The organism is Paenibacillus popilliae ATCC 14706 (assembly GCF_000315235.1).
Classification (GTDB): domain Bacteria; phylum Bacillota; class Bacilli; order Paenibacillales; family Paenibacillaceae; genus Paenibacillus_B; species Paenibacillus_B popilliae.
In genome coordinates this window covers 37,713-56,162 of record NZ_BALG01000222.1, presented here as the reverse complement: position 1 = coordinate 56,162, position 18,450 = coordinate 37,713, and the positions used below count along the sequence as shown (strand labels likewise).

Here is an 18,450-nt window from a genome sequence, read left to right as displayed (position 1 = left end):
CTTAACCTTACTATGCTGTGATGAATTTCACGTTTAAGGGTATGCGGCCGTTATGTTCCGCCTTCTACTTCGATAACTGCCCGCCTTTTTCCTGCCTGAGTGGCTAACGCAGCGTCGCCGCTGCACTGCAGCCTCTATCTTGCTGCACCCTAATTGTACCTCCTATCACGTACTTTCGTTGTGATATTAGTCACAAATAAATGACGTTCATATGAAAATAATAACATAAAGTAGACAAACATCCGCTTATTTCGGCTCTCCCTTCCCGGAAACGCGAAAAGCAGCGAAGAGACGCTTCTCTTCGCTGCCTGTACCTATCATTTTGATGCGCTGTTTTTCTTATTCGAAGCGGCCATAGAAAGCATCGCGGTATACTTCCGCCAGTTCGGACACAAGCGGCAGCTTCGGATTCGCGGTAGTACATTGGTCTTCGAAGGCGCGATCGGCCAGATAGTCGACGCGGGATTCGAAATCCTTCGCATCGAAGCCCAACTCCTGGAACGACTCCGGAATGCTCAGCTCGCGGTTCAAGCCGCGGATGGCCTCAATAAGGCTCTTTACGCCTTCCTCCGTCGTGCGGGCCGGCAACCCGAGAATACGGGCGATCTCGGCATAGCGCACATCTGCAACAAAATGGTCATATTTGGGGAAGGAAGCAAACTTCGTCGGCTTCTTCGCGTTGTAGCGGATGACATGTGGCATCAAAATCGCATTCGTACGGCCGTGCGCCGTATGATACTGCGCCCCCCACTTATGCGCCAAGCTGTGGTTGATGCCAAGGAACGCATTCGCGAACGCCATTCCCGCTAAGGTCGAAGCGTTATGCATTTTTTCACGCGCTTTCGGGCATGCTTCCCGATAAGACTTCACCAGGTTTTCGAAGACGAGCTGGATGGCTTTCATCGCCAGTCCGTCCGTATAATCGCTCGCCATGACAGAGACGTATGCTTCAATCGCATGCGTCAATACGTCCATACCGGTGTCGGCTACGGCAGTCTTCGGCAAGCTGTAGACGAATTCAGGGTCGATGATAGCCACATCCGGCGTTAACTCATAGTCCGCCAGCGGGTATTTCGTGTTGCCCTTCTCTTTATCCGTGATGACCGCGAACGAGGTAACCTCGGATCCGGTACCGGACGTAGTCGGAATGGCGACGAATTTGGCCTTCTGGCCCAGGCGCGGGTATTTGAACGTACGCTTGCGAATATCCAGGAATTTCTGCTTCAGATTGTCAAAGTCGGTGTCCGGATATTCGTAGAACAGCCACATGCCCTTCGCCGCGTCCATCGGCGAGCCGCCGCCCAAGGCGATGATGCAGTCGGGCTCGAAGCTCCGCATCATTTCCGCTCCACGCTCAACCGTCTTCGTGGACGGATCCGGCTCGACGTCAGAGAATATTTCGATCGCAACCGGCGTCCGGCGCTGGCGCAGATAGTATTCCAGCTTCTCGACGTACCCCAGCTTCACCATCATGGCGTCGGTAACAATCATCACCCGGTGGATGTCCGGCATTTTGGCCAAATATTGCGTTGCACCCTTTTCAAAATAAATTTTGTTCGGCACTTTAAACCATTGCATATTCACTGTTCGCTTCGCCACCCGTTTCATATTGAGCAGATTGACCGCCGTTACGTTGGAAGACGTCGAGTTGCGTCCGTACGAACCGCAGCCCAAGGTCAACGAAGGGATATTTGTGTTATAAATGTCCCCGATCGCGCCATGCGTCGACGGCGAATTGACGAGAATCCGCCCGGTCTGCAGACGGTCCGCGAAGCGGCGAATCACGTCGTCGTCATGAGAATGAATGACGGAGGAGTGACCCATGCCGCCGAAGGCGACGACCTCGGCCGCCCGATCAATGCCTTCCTGCGCGTTTCTCACCTTGTAGCAGGCGAGCACCGGGCTCAGCTTCTCGGCGGACAGTGGATATTTCGGTCCGACGCCTGTCAGTTCGGCCACCAGTATCTTCGTATCATCCGGCACGGAGATGCCTGCCATCTCGGCAATCTGTTTCGCCGATTGGCCGACGATAGCCGGATTGACGGCGCAGGATTCAGCCTTCATCGCCATGCCCTGCAGCTTGCCGGTCTCTTCCTTCGTCAGGAAGCGGCAGCCTTTGGCCTGCATCCGCTTTTTCACTTCAGTGAAGACGGGTTCTTCGATAATGACCGCTTGCTCGGATGCGCAGATCATGCCGTTGTCGAACGTTTTCGACAGAATTAAGTCCGTCACCGCCTGCTCCAGATCCGCCGTCTTGTCAATGAAGCAAGGCACGTTGCCCGGGCCTACGCCGAGCGCCGGCTTCCCGCAGCTATACGCCGCCTGGACCATTCCCGCCCCGCCTGTCGCGAGGATGAGCGCCACGTCCGGATGATTCATAAGCGCGTTGGTCGCGTCCATGGACGGATATTCAATCCATTGGATACAATGCTCGGGAGCCCCGTATTTGACCGCTGCGTCGTGCAAAATGCGGGCTGCTTCCGCGCTGCATTTCTGTGCCGACGGATGGAATCCGAAAATGATCGGGTTGCGCGTCTTCATAGAGATGAGCGCCTTAAACATCGTCGTGGATGTCGGGTTCGTCACCGGGGTAATCCCCATTACGATGCCGACCGGCTCCGCGATTTTCATATACGCGCCATTCGGATTGTCCTCAATGACGCCGACGGTTTTCTCGTATTTGATCGAGTTGAAGATGTATTCCGTGGCAAAAATATTTTTCGTGATTTTGTCTTCATATACGCCGCGGCCTGTCTCTTCGATCGCCATTTTCGCCAAGTGCATATGCTTGTCGAGACCGGCCAACGCCATTTGCTGCACAATCGTGTCAATCTGTTCCTGCGTCATGTCCATAAATGCGGCTTGCGCCTTCTTGGCGCGTGCCACCAGTTGATCAATATGCTCTGCTGCATTCGGGACATCTTGCTTTTCCATTGCCTTTGCTTTCGGTTGTGTTGCCATCTTCTCCGCCTCCACTCCGTAGACTAAGTCATTCCGGGGTTCCGATGTTCCACGGTTTTTATTTGTGAAACTTTTCACAATTCAAGTGTAACGAATTGCCTTCGCCCTGTATGTGATATATATCATACCATGATGATTTCTTTTTTCGTCTTTCTTTTACAGTACCCCCAGACTTTGTGACGTTCATCACAATTTGTCGCTAATTTGTAAAAAATTTTAACCATTCTAAATTGACAATACTCGCTGAAACGTACATGATAGTAGTATCAAACGCTTTAGTGAAACATGTCACATAATGGTTCATAAAACCCAATAAACAACATATTGAAATAGACATTTGGAGGCGAATGAAGTGCCCAACATGATGGAACAACTCGACGAACACTGCAACTTATCATGTTTTTCAGCACAGAACCGGCAGCGGCTATTGGAGATTGCGAAGGAGCGAACCTACCCTGAGAACTCACATCTGTTCTGGGAAGGCGACGTATCCGATAAGCTCTTCATTCTGAAAAGCGGCCGCGTCAAAATAACGAATTCGACGGATGAAGGTAAAGAATTGATTCTTTATATGTATCAAGCCGGAGACATGATCGGACAAGTCGACCCGTTCAACAGCACGAAGCACAGCTTCACAGCGGAAGTGATCGAGGAAGCCGAGCTCGGCCTTATCAATCAGAAGGATATTGAGGTTTTGGTCTGTCAATACTCTGATTTTTCGATCGACTTCATGAAATGGCTCGGGATCCATCATCGTCTGACGCAAACGAAGTTACGCGATCTCATGATGTACGGCAAGCCGGGCGCGCTGTGCTCGACGTTGATCCGCTTGTCCAACACATTCGGAGAAGAACTGGATAACGGCGGTTTGCTTATCAACAAGAAGATTACGCACACCGATTTGTCGAATATGATTGGCGCTACCCGAGAGAGCGTGAATCGGATGCTGAGCGATCTTCGCAAGAAGGGCGTACTCGAATACGAGAGCGGCATGATTGTCATCCGCAAGCTGGATCATCTGCGGGATGTCTGCCGGTGTGAAATGTGTCCGAAGGAGATCTGCCGTATCTAATCATTCGATAATGGCGGCCCCCTCCTTTCCCTATCCAATCGTAAGACGGGTGTTTATTATAAAGACAGCCCTTGCGGCGCAATCATTATTGCGGCGCAAGGGCTTGTCCCCACTCTACCCCTTTTATTTATGGTGTAATCTTGATTTCGATCTCGTCATCCGGCTTCAGCTTGCGCTCGGCATTCTGACTATAATCCAGCTTCTTGTCATTCAGCTTCAAGGTAAGAACCGCTGTGGCCTCCGGTTCCTTCTCGCCGATGCGTAGGACGTGCTTCTGGTCCTCGTCCAGACTGAACTGGGCGAAGTTCCGAACCAGCTCCTTCAGCGTCAACTCCTCCGTCCATCGGACCAGATAGGAATTCGTGATGTTCGGCGCAACCGTGCCTCCGTCGATGCGAAGTGTAACGCCGGGAGCCGCCACATGGTTCGTGCGGACATCCAGCTTCTTGATGAAGACGCCGACGACATCGTCAGGGTTCAGCTTCTTATCCATCGCGAATGGCAGCACATATTCCTTCCCGTTCAGCAGCAGGCCCCATTCCATCTTCGGATCGAGGGCCACGTCGCCAACCGAGACGATGGTGGACTTATCTTCCGATACTTTGACGGTACCGGACTGCTTCAGCACGTCGACGAGCTTCATAGGCGACTGATAGCTGACTACGATACGCTCCGACAACGTTGGAACGAATGTGCCTCCGTCAATCGAGACGATGACTTTCTTCCCAGGAGGCTCCGTGTCCTCTTGCTCTCCCCGGTGGGAAACGGTTGATGCGCATGCTGAAGACACCAAAAAGAGAACGCCCAGCAGCAGCAGTCCTAAGCCGAGCCTGCTGCTCCTCCTGAAGCTGACATGATGATTCCCCATTGCCGTCCACTCACTTTCCCGCCTTCAAGGTTAACGCATTCACTTGAGACACTTTGCCTCTATTATGCATGAAAGATGGCGAGAAAAAGTGTCAATCCAGTAACAATACCAACGGGATTATCCATGATTCGACACTGATGGAAGATAGTGTCAATCTAGACGACCGCCTCCTCCAATATCTTGCCCATATAAGTGCGCCGCGCCATGAAAAAGTAGAGCGTCTGCATCAGAACGAACAGGCCGACCACAGTAACGCCGTAGCCCATTACATTGATATTGATCAGATTGGTTAAGGTCTTCATCGCGAACAGCGTATGGATGCTGCCGACGATACATGGGGCGTAGAAGATAAGCCCCACCTGGAAGGTTACGACGCGGCGAATCTCCGCAACCGATAGTCCGATGCGGGTGAGCGCGCGGAAATGCGCCTGGTCATTCTGCAGCTCCGTGAACAGCTTGAAGTAGATGACGCTGCCGCTCGCGATGAAGAACAGCAGACTGATGAATAGGCCGATGAACAGTCCGAGCGAGGAAGATTGCCGGATATCGTTCCAGTCCTCGGTCCGGCTGTATATATCGAATTCCGAAGCCGGATCCCGCATCTCCCGGATCCGTTCCAGCAGCGGCATCGCTTCCTCCCAGCCGGTCCAGTTCATAACATACCACGTCTGCGCCTGATTCGCCGGCGCCAGCCGATACAGCCGGTCCAGCAAGGCATCGGGAATGACCAACAATCGGTAGCCGACGCCCCAAGTCAATACGTTCTGATTCGTATGCACCTGCTGAACCTCAAGCGGAAACGGCTTCGCTTGACCTTCTACCTTAATGAAAAGAAGATCGCCTTCCCGCATTGCTTGCAATAAATACTTGGCAAGCATATCGCGCTGATTAACAAAAATTCCTTTGCCTTCCTCAATACGGACAGAGTCATAACTCAACTCTCCGACCAGCCGGTTGTAGTCCGATTCGCCAACCAGTGACCCACCATACTCCAGCCCGGATCCTTCTACCTTCGCATCGACGACGCGGGCCTTGGCGGAGAAGGTGACGTGATGCTCCATTTGCTCCGCCAGCCGCTCGATGCGATCCGGTGATACCGGGGGTTGATCCGCCTTGCCAGCGGACATCGTAAATACGAACGGATTGTTGAGTCTGACCGAGATGCGCATCCCTTGATCGAAGGCGTATACGGTAGCGGTGGCGGTAAGCACGACAGCGCATAAAATCGATACGTTGAACAGCACGCGGGCATTATCCTTCATTTTGTATGCCGCTTGCGAGACATTCAGGAGATGCATGCCCCGGTAATAGAACCGCTTGTTCTTCTGCAGCGCCTGAATGACCGCCACGCTAAGCTGTGTGAATAAAAAATACGTACCGAGCACAGTCAACCCGATAATCGGCAGCGCCGAAAGAAGGAACAATTTCTGATCGGTCACAAAAGCCAGTCCGTATCCGCTGCCGAGTATAAGCACCGTCAGGACCACGAGGAACCAGGAAAACGTAGGGGGTGACTTCGGCCCCTTATCCGCCCGCAGCAGATGGATAATCTCGACCCGGCTTACATGGCGTAACGAGAAGAGCGTAATAAAGGCGAACAGCAGCAGGTAGCCGATGGATGTCAGCCCGATCGCGGACGGACTGACATAGAAGCTCAGCGGCGCGCCTACCCGCAGCAACCGGGACATCGCCAGCAGAAACAACTTCAGCAGCATCATGCCGCTTCCGATGCCTACGACGATCGCCATGATGGAGATCAGCATGTTTTCATAGAATACGAGCATGCGGAGCTGCCCTTTGGTCGAGCCGAACAGCGATAGCAGGCCAAGCTCTTTTTGCCGGGATTTCAGAAAAGCGGAGCTCGAGTACAGGATGAAAAAAAACGAGAACATCATGATGAGAACTTCGCATACCATCACGAGCTGGCGCACATAGTCGCTTGCCTGGCTCTTGCCATCCCCCACCTCCGGATGGTAACTGATCGACGCGTACACGAAAAAAATCATAACGGCAAAGACGCAACTGAAAAAATATGCGCTGTACCGATGCCAGCTGCCTTTAATATTACGGATAGCGAGCTGTCGGTACGTCATCGAATTGGCCCCCTAACAGACTGAGCGAGTCTAGTATGTGCTGGAAGAACGTCTGCCGGTTCGAGCCGCGGCGCAGCTCGGAAAAGATTTGTCCATCCTTGATGAATAAAATCCGCTTGCAGTAGCTCGCTGCGAACGGATCGTGTGTCACCAAGAGGATGGTGCGGTTCTGGTTCTCATTCAGATCTTGAAGGGCGTTCATCACTTCCTTCGCCGCCTTCGAATCGAGATTCCCAGTCAATTCGTCCGCCAGCAGCAGGGACGGCTGATGAATCACTGCACGCGCAATGGCTGTCCGCTGCTTCTGTCCCCCCGAGACCTCATACGTCCGCTTGTCCAGAATCGGCTCGATGCCGAGCCAGCGAATCGTATCGGCGAGCCGCTGCTCCATTTCGCGCACCGAGATCTGATCCAGCGCCAGCGGCAAAATGATGTTCTCCTTCATGCTCAGCGTATCCAGCAGATTGAAATCCTGAAACACGAAGCCGAGCTCCCGGCGGCGGAAATGCGCCAACTTCTTGTTGCTCAGCTTCGTCGGTTCGGTTCCGTTAATCCATAGCTTGCCGGAAGTCGGCTTATCTATCGTCGCGAGGATATTGAGCAGCGTCGTCTTCCCGCTGCCCGACGGGCCCATAATGCCCACGAATTCCCCCTCATCCACATGCAGATGAATGTCTTTGAGCGCCGTATACGTCATTCTTCCTTTCGTGCCGTATACTTTGGACAGTTGCTCCGCTCTTAGAACCTCCATATTTCTATCCCCTTTCCAGTCCAGTCATGCGGGCGAATACACTCATCCGTTCATTCGTTACTACGGCAGCCAATTGCCATGCACGCGTTGCAAGCGGTGATTGGAATGAGGAGAGCGCATGTCACACCCGGCTCATATGCGGTGGATGCCGTCGGAATGGAAGCCAAGCGTGAAGGTCGTGCCAACATGCGGCTCCGATTCGACGCTTATGGTATGCCCAAGCTTGCCGCACACCTGCTTGACCAAATACAGTCCCATCCCGGTGGCATCCCCTTCCCGGCGTCCATTCTCCCCGGTGAAGAAGGCATCGAAAATGCGCGGGATATCATGCGGCTCGATGCCGATTCCCTCATCCTGCACCCGGAGCCGCACGGCGCTGTCCGTCTGCTGCACCGTGAACTGGAGCGACTTGGCTCCTTCCTTATCCTTCATATATTTAATCGCATTCGTAACCAGCTGGGTCAGAATGAACGCCAGCCATTTCTCATCGCTCTCGACCATCGTGTCGCCAGGCGTGACCTTCGGATAGATTTGGTAACGAATGAGTGCTTTTTTATTCTGATTGATGACCTGCCGGATGACGTGCTGCAGCGACAGTCCCGTCACGTGCAGATCAAGGTCGAACTTCTCCATGCGGGCCGTATGCAGCATCATGTCGAGGCCACGCGCGAGCCTATCCGTCTCTTCCGCGATGCTGCGCAGCAACTGCTCCGTCTCCTCCAGCGCCAGCGGCTGAGGTGTCTGCTGCGAGATTAGATGCAGCACCGACACCGGCGTCTTCATATGATGGACCCATTGGTTCGTAAAATGAAGATGCTGCTCCCTATTCTTCTCCATCGTCAGCAGTTCGTCCATATAGGAGCGATACTGGCGGCTGATCAAGCCGTGAACCCGCTCCTGCTCCTGCGTCTGCGGATGGTGAAGACAGAGCGTGAAATCATTGCTGCTCGCATTCTCCTCCGCATTCTTCATCTCGCGGAACCAGCGCCGCTGCCGCGAATAGTCATAGAATAAGCCGCCGAGGATGACGGCCCCGCCCAGCACGAATACGTAGGTCAGGCTCCCGCTGTACAGATAGCGCTGCCCGATCCCGAGATCCAGCCATACGACAAGCAGGGCGACGAACAGGGCGGCGAAGCAGGTCAGCACAAGGAGAAGCCGATCCTTCACAAAGCGCCAAAAGGTCATGCCTAATCCCCGTCTTCCGTCCACGAGGCTTGCAAGCGGTATCCTTGTCCGCGCATCGTCTCGATCGCTTTATGAATGCCAATCTCCTCCAGCTTCTTGCGCACGCGGGTCACATTTACGGTGAGCGTGTTGTCGTCCACGAAGTCGACATCATCCCACAGCGTCTCCAGCAGCGTCTCCCGGGATACGATATGACCGGCGCGCTCCATGAGCACAGCGAGCAGCAGCGCCTCGTTCTTCGTTAGATCGACGCGGCTTCCCTTCCATTCCAGCGTATTCCGGGAGCGGTGCAGGCTCAAGCCATGCACAACCAACTCCTCGCCGCCGCTGCTGGAAGCATACTCCCCATATGTTCGACGCAGAACGCCCTTGACCTTCGCCAGCAGCACTTCCAGATGGAACGGCTTCGTGATGAAATCGTCGCCCCCGTTCTCAATCGCCATCACCTGCTCCATCTCTCCGGTGCGCGCAGATACAAAAATAATTGGGGCATTGGTCACCATCCGGAACTGACGGCACCAATAGAATCCGTCATAGGACGGCAAATGAATATCGAGTAAAATCAAATCCGGGTTGAGTGCTAGCAGTTCTTCCTTCAGCGCCTTGAAATCGGTGGCCCGCGTCACTTTATAATCATACTTCTCGAGCGAAGATTGCAGAATGGAAGCAATCTTGTCATCATCTTCAACGATCATAATCCGATACATTGTTATCATCCCCCGACTCTGTCTGTATACCAATGCATAGCCATATTTTTCATCATATCACAAACCGCCGGACAAACCGCCGGATTTTTTTGATTCTGCTGACTATTGGTGGGGATTATACGTCCGCGTCTTCGTTCCTGGGCTTCAATACGGCTTGGTCAAAGCCAACACCGGCATTCATATGTAACCGGCAGCGCGACCGCTCCACGCGAAGCAGCCCCACCGTCATCGATTGACGCGGGGGGCTGTCCTATGCCATATGTCATATGTCCGTCAACCGGCAATACGCGGGAACAAAACATTATTTTCTAAATGTACATGTTCGAAAGTCAACCGTTTGAATAAATCGCGCACCGCCATTTCCTCTGTAAACATGTAACACCTCTCCCTTCCTCATCCAGCGTTTCGGCACGGCTGCGTCGCAGCCAAGCTTGCGCTGTAACCCGATCATACGCCCGGGCATGAGACAAGAGAGTGATTACGATCACCGGAAAATAGACAAATCTACGACAGTCCAGGCGCTTCCTGGTAAGAAATCAGGACACCGCCTTCCCCCGCATAGGTTCCGATCACCGGCCCCATGTTGACGAACAGCACCTGATCGAACGGATACTTGTCCAGCAAATCGCGGAGAAACACTTTGGCGCGCTCCTCGCAGTTGGAATGAGCGAGCGCAACCCAGTTCTTGTCGACCTGATGCCACGCGTCGCCCACCTTGTCGAGCAGCCGCCGCAGCGTCTTTTGGGTGCCTCGGACTTTTTCCAGCACTTCAATCGAGCCTTCTTCGCTGGCTTCCATCAGCAGCTTAATATTCAGCATCGAGGCGACCGTCCCCTTAATCCGGCTCAACCGGCCGCCGCGGATGACATTTTCCAGCGTATCCAATGTAAAATAAGTCCGTGTATGCTTAATAAAATAAACCATCTTCGCCATCAGGTCCTGTAGCTCTTCCCCCGCACGGGCCAATTGGGCCGCCCGCACGGCCAGCAGTCCAAGCCCCATGGACGCCGTCTTCGTATCCAACACCTCGATCCGGTTCGGATGCCCCTCTTCCTCATACATGGTCTTGGCCATCAGCGCGTGATTGTAGGTGCTGCTCAGCTGAGAGGTCAGCGATAAGACGAGAATATCCCGGTCGGTTCCGAGAGATCTGTACATATGATAGAAGTCGGCAGGCGATGGACTCGCTGTATTCGGCAGATCGTGCTTCTCTCGCATCCGTTCGTAGAAGGAATCCGTATTCATATCGGATGTCAATACGTCTTGCCCGAATCGAACGTACAGCGGCACGACGTGGATACCGTACTGCTCTACCAGCTCCGGCGTCAAGTCCGAGCTACCGTCCGTGATGATGTGAATGGTCATGTCAGTCTCCTGTCTTATAGTGAAATGTGATGATGATGCGTGTTCAAATCGTCGGAAGCATACGCTCTTCGAAGGTGAACGCAAGTTTCGATGTCGAATATGCCTTCCCTTCTGCTTCATGATCAAAAAACGACGATTTGGACAACCTCTTGAGTACGTGTTTACCCCAATCATTCCGCTTAATTATAAGGTTTACCGGGAAGGTTGACAACGGTAAAAAAGGGCGTCGTCCCGCATCGCCCCCTTCGACACTTCTCGAACTTTTTTTCCTACTCGTATTAATCCATTAAATAATCCTACAAAATTTTCTCCCGATTTTGTAGGATGGGGTCGTCTTTGGCTGTTCAGGGAGGGCTATACGAGCTCTTTTACGACGAGTCTCTTACTTCATCTGTTTTAATATTCTCTATATATTTACAGCAAAGATAGCCATCGCACCTTGTAACTCCATGCCAACAAGACCCGAAGATGACGCTGCGTCATAACCGTGCCTGTGTTTGAGTTCGCTGTTCTTTGCTTCAATCTTATAGCGTTCCTGCGCCTTTTCCTTAAAGTACTCGCTTTCCGGATCGCCATATGGCCTCCCTTACACACATACATGCCCGCATCCTTATTGAATTGGCATTCGTCTTCTTTCTTTCGGCCCCCTTGTGTAATCTGCGGATTCAGCTTGGCAATGAGCTCAATGTTATTGCTTTTAGTGTACACTAACACCCAATCGCTACCTTGTCAGGAATCACCGGAAGCAGCCGATTCATCCGACTGTCCGCAGTCCGACGGCTCGCTTACCCATCTCTCCGCCCAGTGTTGAATGGCTTCCATGACCGGCTGCAGTGCCCGCCCCTTGTCGGTCAGCTCGTACTCAATGCGCACCGGAGTCTCCGGATAGACGCTGCGCACGACAATGCCGGCTGCCTCCAAATCTTTCATTCGTTCACTTAGCATTTTGTCGCTCATCGCAGGAATGAGCGCGGAAATATCTTTGAACCGCTTTGGCCCGCTTAGCAGAACCTGAATGAGAAGCCCGTTCCACCGCTTCCCTAATATACAGAACGCGGATTCAAAACGGGGACACATCCCCAAATGATGGGATTCCATCTCATCATCCCTCCTTCATAGCTTACAAAATGTAAGCAAGTTTATTTTACCATAGCGTTTTCAAAAAGAAAATGGGAAAGAAGTATGTCTTGTAACAAAATTTATAGTATATTTCAAATATTTTGAAACTCATTTCCTGAAACTAAATTTCTCTGTGTTAAGATAACATTATTGGAACTATTATCGATATCTTTACAATATCTTGCGTTCCCTCTTGATGTCAATGTTCGATATAGCATAAAATATAATCGGAGTCATCTATTTTTAAGTTCTGGCGAAACTGGTATAATTAGGACTTCGGGAGGAAGTGCAAGACTAGACACCGGGTCAGTTTCTATTACGCTTCATAACCAAAATCTGACTTTGTGAACCACCTCTTCATTGAAAAAAGTACATGCTTCTTCAGCCTCGCTGCGTCGGTTGGTTCCGCCGCAGCGGGCGCCCGGCCCGCGAACGGCTCGCTGTCCCGGCATCAGCCCCGGATGCCGCCTTCCAGCGGCGCTTTGTTCGTTGAAGCTGCTTGCATCCTGTGCCGCAGGTGCCCATTAAATCATTGTAGGAGATAACGCCAATGGCTACCATTTATGATATCGCGAAGAAAGCCAACGTCTCGGCAATGACCGTATCCCGAGTCATCAACAATACCGGAAGAGTGAGCGAAAAGACACGTGACAAGGTCAAGCAGGTGATGAAGGAAATGCGGTACATCCCGAACTCGGTCGCCCGCTGCCTCGTCACACAAGAGAGCAAGATCGTGTCGCTCCTCATTTCGGATATTACGAACCCGTTCTTCACTACGATGGCGCGAGGCGCCGAGGATGCCGCCATGCGGCATGGCTATCGGCTCATGTTCGGGAATAGTGACGAGAGCTTCTCGAAGGAAAAAGATTACGTGGAAATGATTCTGTCCATGCGCGTGGATGGCGTGCTGTTCGCGCCAAGCGGGGATCAGTCCATGGAGCATCTGGAGTGGCTGCAGCGTCAAAATGTGCCTTTCGTGCTGCTGGATCGCGAGGTACCCGGTATCAACTGCGACGCCGTGCTGGGAGATAGCCGCGACGGGGCGAAGCGGATGGTGGCGGAGATGATCCGGTACGGACACCGCCGCATCGCCCTCGTGAACGGCGCTCAGGATGTATCGACCGCCCGCGAGCGGCAAGCCGGCTATATCGATGCCTTGCAGGAAGCCGGCATCGAATTCGACGAGTCGCTGGTTATGAAGACGAGCTATCCGCGCGAGCAGGACTTGTCCGTCGCGCCCTGGATGGATCTCGCTCCAGAAGCCCGGCCGACCGCCATCTTTGCGGCCAATAATATGCTGGCGCTGTCCGTGCTGAAATCGATTCGCAGCCTGGGCCTACGCGTGCCGGTGGATCTGTCGATTGCCTGCTTCGATGACTTCGGATGGGTGGAGGAAGCGAACCCGTTCTTCTCCGTCGCCTCCCAGCCAGCTTACGAATTCGGAAAGAAAGGCATGCAGTTGCTGCTGGGCCGGATGAAAAACCGGGAAGATAATCCGTGCCACATTGTTCTCCCTTGCGATATCTTAATGCGGCAATCCGTGGGGAGAATATAAGATTTGTCACCAATGTGCTGCACAGCACATTGGAGGAAGGACATAACCCATGTCCCCGACTCTACGTCCTGCAACGCCCTTGAACCGGTATTTCCACAGCTATATCGTTACATTAGGTGGGTATGAAGGTTAGAGCACGTTCTGAATTCGCAGTATCCACTTCGTGAGGAGTCGATGGAGAACCAACAAGCGAGCAAACCGTACAATAGAGAGCATCGCATAGCGGGGCAATGCATGCTTGGCAGCATCAAACAGCCATTGGAGCAGCACAAAGACCATCAGCGCCGCAAACCGTGGCCCATGGACGGATTTTCTGTCGTGCCAAATAACGTAGAAATATGTAAATGCTGCTTGATCCAGCGAAAGAAAACCTATCGGGTAAAGGACTGGCGCGGTGCCATTAGGCCCGTTGCCAGTCCCTACTCACGGCGGCATCGATCGTAATCATTGTCGCCTCATGGTGAATATAATGACGATAAACGCAATCAGGAATACTTTCGGCCCCGCATGGACAATATCCGTCAGGTTCAGCCTCATCCCGAGCAGGATAAAGCAAAGGCTTGCTCTTGGATTCTGCGTGAGAGCGGTTCGGGAACCCGCTCCTACAGCGAGCAATTTATTCGCGAACTCGGTGTGGAGCCGAAGCGCACCTATGTGTTCAACAGCAGCCAAGGGGGGAAGGAGGCCGTTCTCGCTGGTCTTGGCATCACTCTGCTGTCCCGTTGGGTCATTCACAGTCGACCATGGTGATGAAAATGCTGATCCAGCAGGTCCGGCAGCTCTCTTGAACAATTCGCGCGGGAGGAATGGCACCAATCGGCCGTTCCCTTTATAGGATGATACCAACGGGCACTCTGTTGGGGAGGCATCACTCCCTATCGCGGATCTCCGTGTATATTCCTTCATGGCAAAAGCCGAAGGCTCTGCCTTCGGCTTTTGCCATGCTCGGGCGATTACTCGCCCTGGGCACGATGGTGATGAAGTTTCGCATGATCGGCCGCTTCCCGAGCCCGCTGTTCCCGATTCCGCTTGATGATAAGCCCGGTGGCAACGGTACCCAGCACGATGAGCGCCTCGAATCCGTATTTGATGAACGGATTGGTGACATACGGGGCGACAAATTTTTCGGCCACGAGCATTTTTGAGGCGGTCCAGGCAAGCACAGCGGAGCCCAGCACGATAATTACCGGATACCGCTCGATAAACTTGAGCACAATCGTGCTTCCCCAGACGATGATCGGAAGCGAGATCATCAATCCGAGAATGACCAGAAACAAGTGTCCCTTGGCGGCGCCCGCCACAGCCAGCACGTTATCGATCCCCATGGCCGCGTCAGCGACGATGATGGTGCCGACGGCCGCACCGATACTGCTGCCGGCCTTGATGTTATGCTCCTTCTCTTCAATCATCAGCTTCACCGCAATCCAGAGCAGAAGAAGACCGCCGAATAATTGAAGTCCGGGAACCATCAGCAGGTAGATGACGAGAAAGGTAGCGATCACGCGGACCACAATCGCTCCGCCAGTTCCCAAAATAATCACTTTTTTCTGGTCCTGCTTCGGAACATTACGTGCAGCAAGGCCAATGACAATCGCATTGTCTCCTGCCAGTACCAGATCGATGACCACGATCGACAACAATGCCGTCCAGAATTCAATTGAGAATAGTTCCACAATGACTTCCTCCCATACTATAATATGCGTAATGCTTCGGAAAATAAAACAAGCCGTCACCACGAGGTGACGGCCCTAACGGATCAACAAAAGACCTTTACCATCGCAACTCGTGGCAAAGGTCTCGCAAACAACGTGTACGTTGCCAGTACCGCCGAGGACGAGGTGACTCGAGCCCGTAATGACGACGAATACTGTGCTAGCTACTCCCCTTTGTGGAGTATCGTTTTCGATATATTTCATACTAGCACGGTTCGGCAGCAGATACAACCCTCATTTTTCAGCGGGGCCGCCCATGATTGCATGCGGCCTGTGTTGTCACGCAGCCTCCAATTGGTTATGATATGGCTATGCAAAGGAGCTGATATCCAATGAGCGATCATACCCAACCTTCTCTGGAAAAAGCGACATTCGCAGGCGGCTGCTTCTGGTGCATGGTCACTCCGTTCGAGGAGCTACCCGGCATCCATTCGATCGTCTCCGGCTATACCGGCGGGCATACGGAACACCCGACCTATGAAGAGGTGTGTACCGACCGAACCGGACATGCAGAGGCCGTGCAAATTACGTTTGATCCCGCCGTATTTCCTTATAAGAAGCTGCTGGATCTGTTCTGGCAGCAGATCGATCCGACCGATCCGGGCGGACAATTCTATGATCGGGGCTCGTCCTACCGGACAGCGATCTTCTATCATAACGAGGAGCAGCGGGAAGAAGCAGAGGAATCTAAGCGGGAGCTGGAGCGTAGCGGGCGCTTCGACAAGCCGATCGCGACCGAAATTGTCCCGGCGACGGCCTTCTACCCAGCGGAGGAATACCACCAGGACTATCATCGCAAGCAGCCGGCCCATTACAAGCATTATCGCACCGACTCTGGCCGCGACACTTTCATCGCCAAGCATTGGAGCGTAACCAAGCAGAACACAGCTCTACTGAAAGAACAGCTCACCCCGATGCAGTTCCATGTCACGCAAAAGAACGGGACTGAGCCTCCGTTCCAGAATGAATTCTGGAACCATACGGAAGACGGCATCTATGTCGACATCGTCTCGGACGAACCCCTGTTCAGCTCGCGCGACAAATATGATGCAGGCTGCGGATGGCCAAGCTTCACGAGACCAATCCGGACTTATCATATCGAAGAGAAGCTTGACCTGTCCCATGGCATCGTGCGCACCGAAGTGCGCAGCCGATACGGCGCCTCTCATCTCGGGCATGTGTTCGACGACGGTCCTGGCCCGAACGGACTGCGCTACTGTATCAATTCCGCCGCTCTTCGCTTCATCCCGAAAGAGAAGCTGGAAGAGGAAGGCTACGGCGAATATGCCATCTTATTTGCCGATTGATTGTCTAGCCGGCCCTCGGTCCAACGCTGCAGAGCGCTTCCGCTCAAGGGCCGGCTGCCGCTTGGCTGGAATCGGCGCCCGCTGGTCTGAATCATGGTAGCCTTTCGCAATTCCATACTTTAACGTATTACAGCTTCCGATAAGGAGCGTAGTCCTGCAGCAGCGGGTTCATCCGCACCGTCTCTTGACGGCGGAAGCTCTCCATGGCGCCGAACACCATCGCCATGCTCTTCACGTTGTCGGCGGCACAAGTCTCTGCCGGTCGGCCTTCCGCCATTGCGGCGAAAATAGCATCGAGGCAGCCGATATGTCCCTCCCGGCCGCTCCAATCGATCGACGCCTCCGTACGTATTGCTTCCCCGGCATCATTGAAAGATTCGGCTTCGAGCCGGTCTACGCCGTCCCATAGAGCGGTGCCTTGGCTCCCCGCCACGCGCCAAGCCGCCTCCCATGATGTCGGGAAGCCTTGAGCGCTCCAGGAGCCACGATAGTTGAACACGGACCCGTCACTCATCTCGAAAGTGCAGACCGCGCTGGCATGGCCTTTATACCAGGATCCGGGAAGATTCCATTCGTGGCAGGTCACGGATACCGGATCTGCCCCAGTGATGAAGCGCGCTTGATCAAATGTATGGATCGCCATATCCAGAATCAACGGACTTGCCATCTGCTCGCGGAAGCCCCCGAACCGGGGCGCCAGGAAGAAATCCGCCCCGACGAAGCCGATCGAACCGATGACGCCCGACTGCACCAGGTCACGGAACGCCCGAACCCTCCGCAAGTAACGGCGGTTCTGCATAATGGCCAGGGACAATCCTGTCTTCCGAGATAGCTCGGCCAACTCTATCGCCGCGGCGAGGTTGGATGCCATCGGCTTTTCCGCTATCACATGACAGCCCATCTCCAATGCCATGCCCGAGGTTGTGCAATGCGCATTCGGCGTCGTCACGTCGAAGACGAGATTGGCCCCACTTCGCCGGATCGCTTCACGCAGATCCGAATACAGCCCGCAAGTTAGGCCGTACCTCTCCGCCATCTGCAAGGCGGCTTCCGGTCGAATATCGACGAGGCCGACGATCGCCGTATCATCACGCTGCCTGGCATACTCGATCCACGTATTGGCCATTTGGCCGCATCCGGCCACAACGACCTTCCATGTTGTCATAATGGGACACGCTCCTTATTCCACAGGATTTGTTACGATTATACCCCAATCCCGTTCCACAGCGAATAGATTCATGGATCCAATGTCGCTGTGCTATCGTCGAAATGTGCAAACCGCCCTTTTAGTCCTCGAAATCCCTAGTCCTGCGATGTATCGGTCATAGGGAGTTCCTGTTCCTGCCGGCATTGAGGACGTGCCTAGTTCCGCACAGCACCGATGAAAACTGCAAATACGCCTGCTTTTCTTTTTTGTTTCTGATAGTTTTTTGCTTCATCTCGTTTGCATTTCCGTTTCAAGGCTCGTTCTTTACGTCTTGAAAGAATACGCTGGGCATTAGCTAATTTCTTTTCCAATGTGCGAAAAAACTTGGGGTTGCCAAATACTTGACCTGTGGAAAGGATGGCGAAATCTTTCAGTCCGACATCCATTCTAACTTCACTGATTTTAGACTTGAAGCGTGGTGTATCATTTTGTTTCTTGAAAAAACGGTCAAACGCATTCTAAGAAGTGGCGCTAGTTGCCGTAGCCATCGATTGGGGCCCGTCCTCCAGGCCTGCCGGGAGCCCATACAGCAAAAAAGAGCAAAC

At 53.2% G+C, this 18,450-nt stretch carries 14 protein-coding genes and 2 pseudogenes; 4 read left to right on the top strand and 12 right to left on the bottom strand.

All coding sequences use genetic code 11. The annotated features are described in order from the left end of the window. Positions 1 to 339: 339 nt before the first annotated feature. Positions 340 to 2,934: a bifunctional acetaldehyde-CoA/alcohol dehydrogenase gene (gene adhE, locus PPOP_RS14095; protein ID WP_006287181.1), complete on the bottom strand. Its 2,595-nt coding sequence runs from the start codon at positions 2,932 to 2,934 to the stop codon at positions 340 to 342. A gap of 388 nt (positions 2,935 to 3,322) precedes the next feature. Here adhE and PPOP_RS14090 point away from each other — a divergent pair, with 388 nt between their 5' ends. Further along, complete coding sequence (locus PPOP_RS14090) at positions 3,323 to 4,033, top strand: Crp/Fnr family transcriptional regulator (RefSeq protein WP_042228962.1); 711 nt, start codon at positions 3,323 to 3,325, stop codon at positions 4,031 to 4,033. A 127-nt stretch (positions 4,034 to 4,160) separates the two neighbouring features. On the opposite strand, the gene PPOP_RS14085 is transcribed toward PPOP_RS14090, so the two are convergent. The 8 genes and pseudogenes from PPOP_RS14085 to PPOP_RS14050 form a co-directional block, all read right to left on the bottom strand. Further along, the gene (locus PPOP_RS14085; RefSeq protein ID WP_042228945.1) at positions 4,161 to 4,901 is read right to left on the bottom strand and encodes a hypothetical protein; all 741 of its coding nucleotides are present in this window, start codon (positions 4,899 to 4,901) and stop codon (positions 4,161 to 4,163) included. A gap of 155 nt (positions 4,902 to 5,056) precedes the next feature. After that, the gene (locus PPOP_RS14080; RefSeq protein ID WP_042228943.1) at positions 5,057 to 6,994 is read right to left on the bottom strand and encodes an ABC transporter permease; all 1,938 of its coding nucleotides are present in this window, start codon (positions 6,992 to 6,994) and stop codon (positions 5,057 to 5,059) included. Next, positions 6,966 to 7,745 (bottom strand): ABC transporter ATP-binding protein, encoded by a 780-nt coding sequence (locus PPOP_RS14075; RefSeq protein WP_006287177.1) that lies wholly within the window; start codon positions 7,743 to 7,745, stop codon positions 6,966 to 6,968. Before PPOP_RS14075 ends, PPOP_RS14080 begins: the two co-directional genes overlap by 29 nt. A 132-nt stretch (positions 7,746 to 7,877) precedes the next feature. Beyond that, a complete protein-coding gene (locus tag PPOP_RS14070; protein ID WP_006287176.1) occupies positions 7,878 to 8,933 on the bottom strand; it encodes a sensor histidine kinase in 1,056 nt (351 codons plus the stop codon). A 2-nt stretch (positions 8,934 to 8,935) separates the two neighbouring features. Continuing rightward, positions 8,936 to 9,640, bottom strand: a complete 705-nt coding sequence (locus tag PPOP_RS14065; RefSeq protein ID WP_006287175.1) for a response regulator transcription factor — start codon at positions 9,638 to 9,640, stop codon at positions 8,936 to 8,938. Between the two features lie 504 nt (positions 9,641 to 10,144). Further along, positions 10,145 to 11,005 carry a DegV family protein gene (locus tag PPOP_RS14060; protein WP_006287174.1) on the bottom strand — a complete coding sequence of 287 codons (861 nt, stop codon included), beginning with the start codon at positions 11,003 to 11,005 and terminating at the stop codon, positions 10,145 to 10,147. 406 nt (positions 11,006 to 11,411) lie between these two features. Beyond that, positions 11,412 to 11,710, bottom strand: a pseudogene (locus PPOP_RS14055) (IS5/IS1182 family transposase); the annotation flags it as partial. A 24-nt stretch (positions 11,711 to 11,734) separates the two neighbouring features. Further along, positions 11,735 to 12,103, bottom strand: coding sequence for a winged helix-turn-helix transcriptional regulator (locus tag PPOP_RS14050; protein WP_006287173.1), 369 nt, complete (start codon positions 12,101 to 12,103; stop codon positions 11,735 to 11,737). Between the two features lie 571 nt (positions 12,104 to 12,674). Here PPOP_RS14050 and PPOP_RS14045 point away from each other — a divergent pair. Next, a complete protein-coding gene (locus PPOP_RS14045; RefSeq protein WP_006287172.1) occupies positions 12,675 to 13,679 on the top strand; it encodes a LacI family DNA-binding transcriptional regulator in 1,005 nt (334 codons plus the stop codon). A gap of 507 nt (positions 13,680 to 14,186) precedes the next feature. Then, positions 14,187 to 14,429, top strand: coding sequence for a LysR substrate-binding domain-containing protein (locus PPOP_RS20760; RefSeq protein WP_006287171.1), 243 nt, complete (start codon positions 14,187 to 14,189; stop codon positions 14,427 to 14,429). A gap of 203 nt (positions 14,430 to 14,632) precedes the next feature. Here PPOP_RS20760 and PPOP_RS14035 read toward each other — a convergent pair whose 3' ends face one another. Beyond that, the gene (locus PPOP_RS14035) at positions 14,633 to 15,352 is read right to left on the bottom strand and encodes a TerC family protein (RefSeq protein ID WP_006287170.1); all 720 of its coding nucleotides are present in this window, start codon (positions 15,350 to 15,352) and stop codon (positions 14,633 to 14,635) included. 371 nt (positions 15,353 to 15,723) lie between these two features. On the opposite strand from PPOP_RS14035, the gene msrA reads away from it, so the two are divergent. Then, positions 15,724 to 16,698 (top strand): peptide-methionine (S)-S-oxide reductase MsrA, encoded by a 975-nt coding sequence (gene msrA, locus PPOP_RS14025; protein WP_006287169.1) that lies wholly within the window; start codon positions 15,724 to 15,726, stop codon positions 16,696 to 16,698. 127 nt (positions 16,699 to 16,825) lie between these two features. On the opposite strand, the gene PPOP_RS14020 is transcribed toward msrA, so the two are convergent. Both PPOP_RS14020 and PPOP_RS25335 read right to left on the bottom strand, forming a co-directional pair. Beyond that, positions 16,826 to 17,863, bottom strand: coding sequence for a Gfo/Idh/MocA family protein (locus tag PPOP_RS14020; RefSeq protein WP_006287168.1), 1,038 nt, complete (start codon positions 17,861 to 17,863; stop codon positions 16,826 to 16,828). A gap of 239 nt (positions 17,864 to 18,102) precedes the next feature. Then, a pseudogene (locus tag PPOP_RS25335) lies at positions 18,103 to 18,363 on the bottom strand (transposase); the annotation flags it as partial. Positions 18,364 to 18,450: the final 87 nt, after the last annotated feature.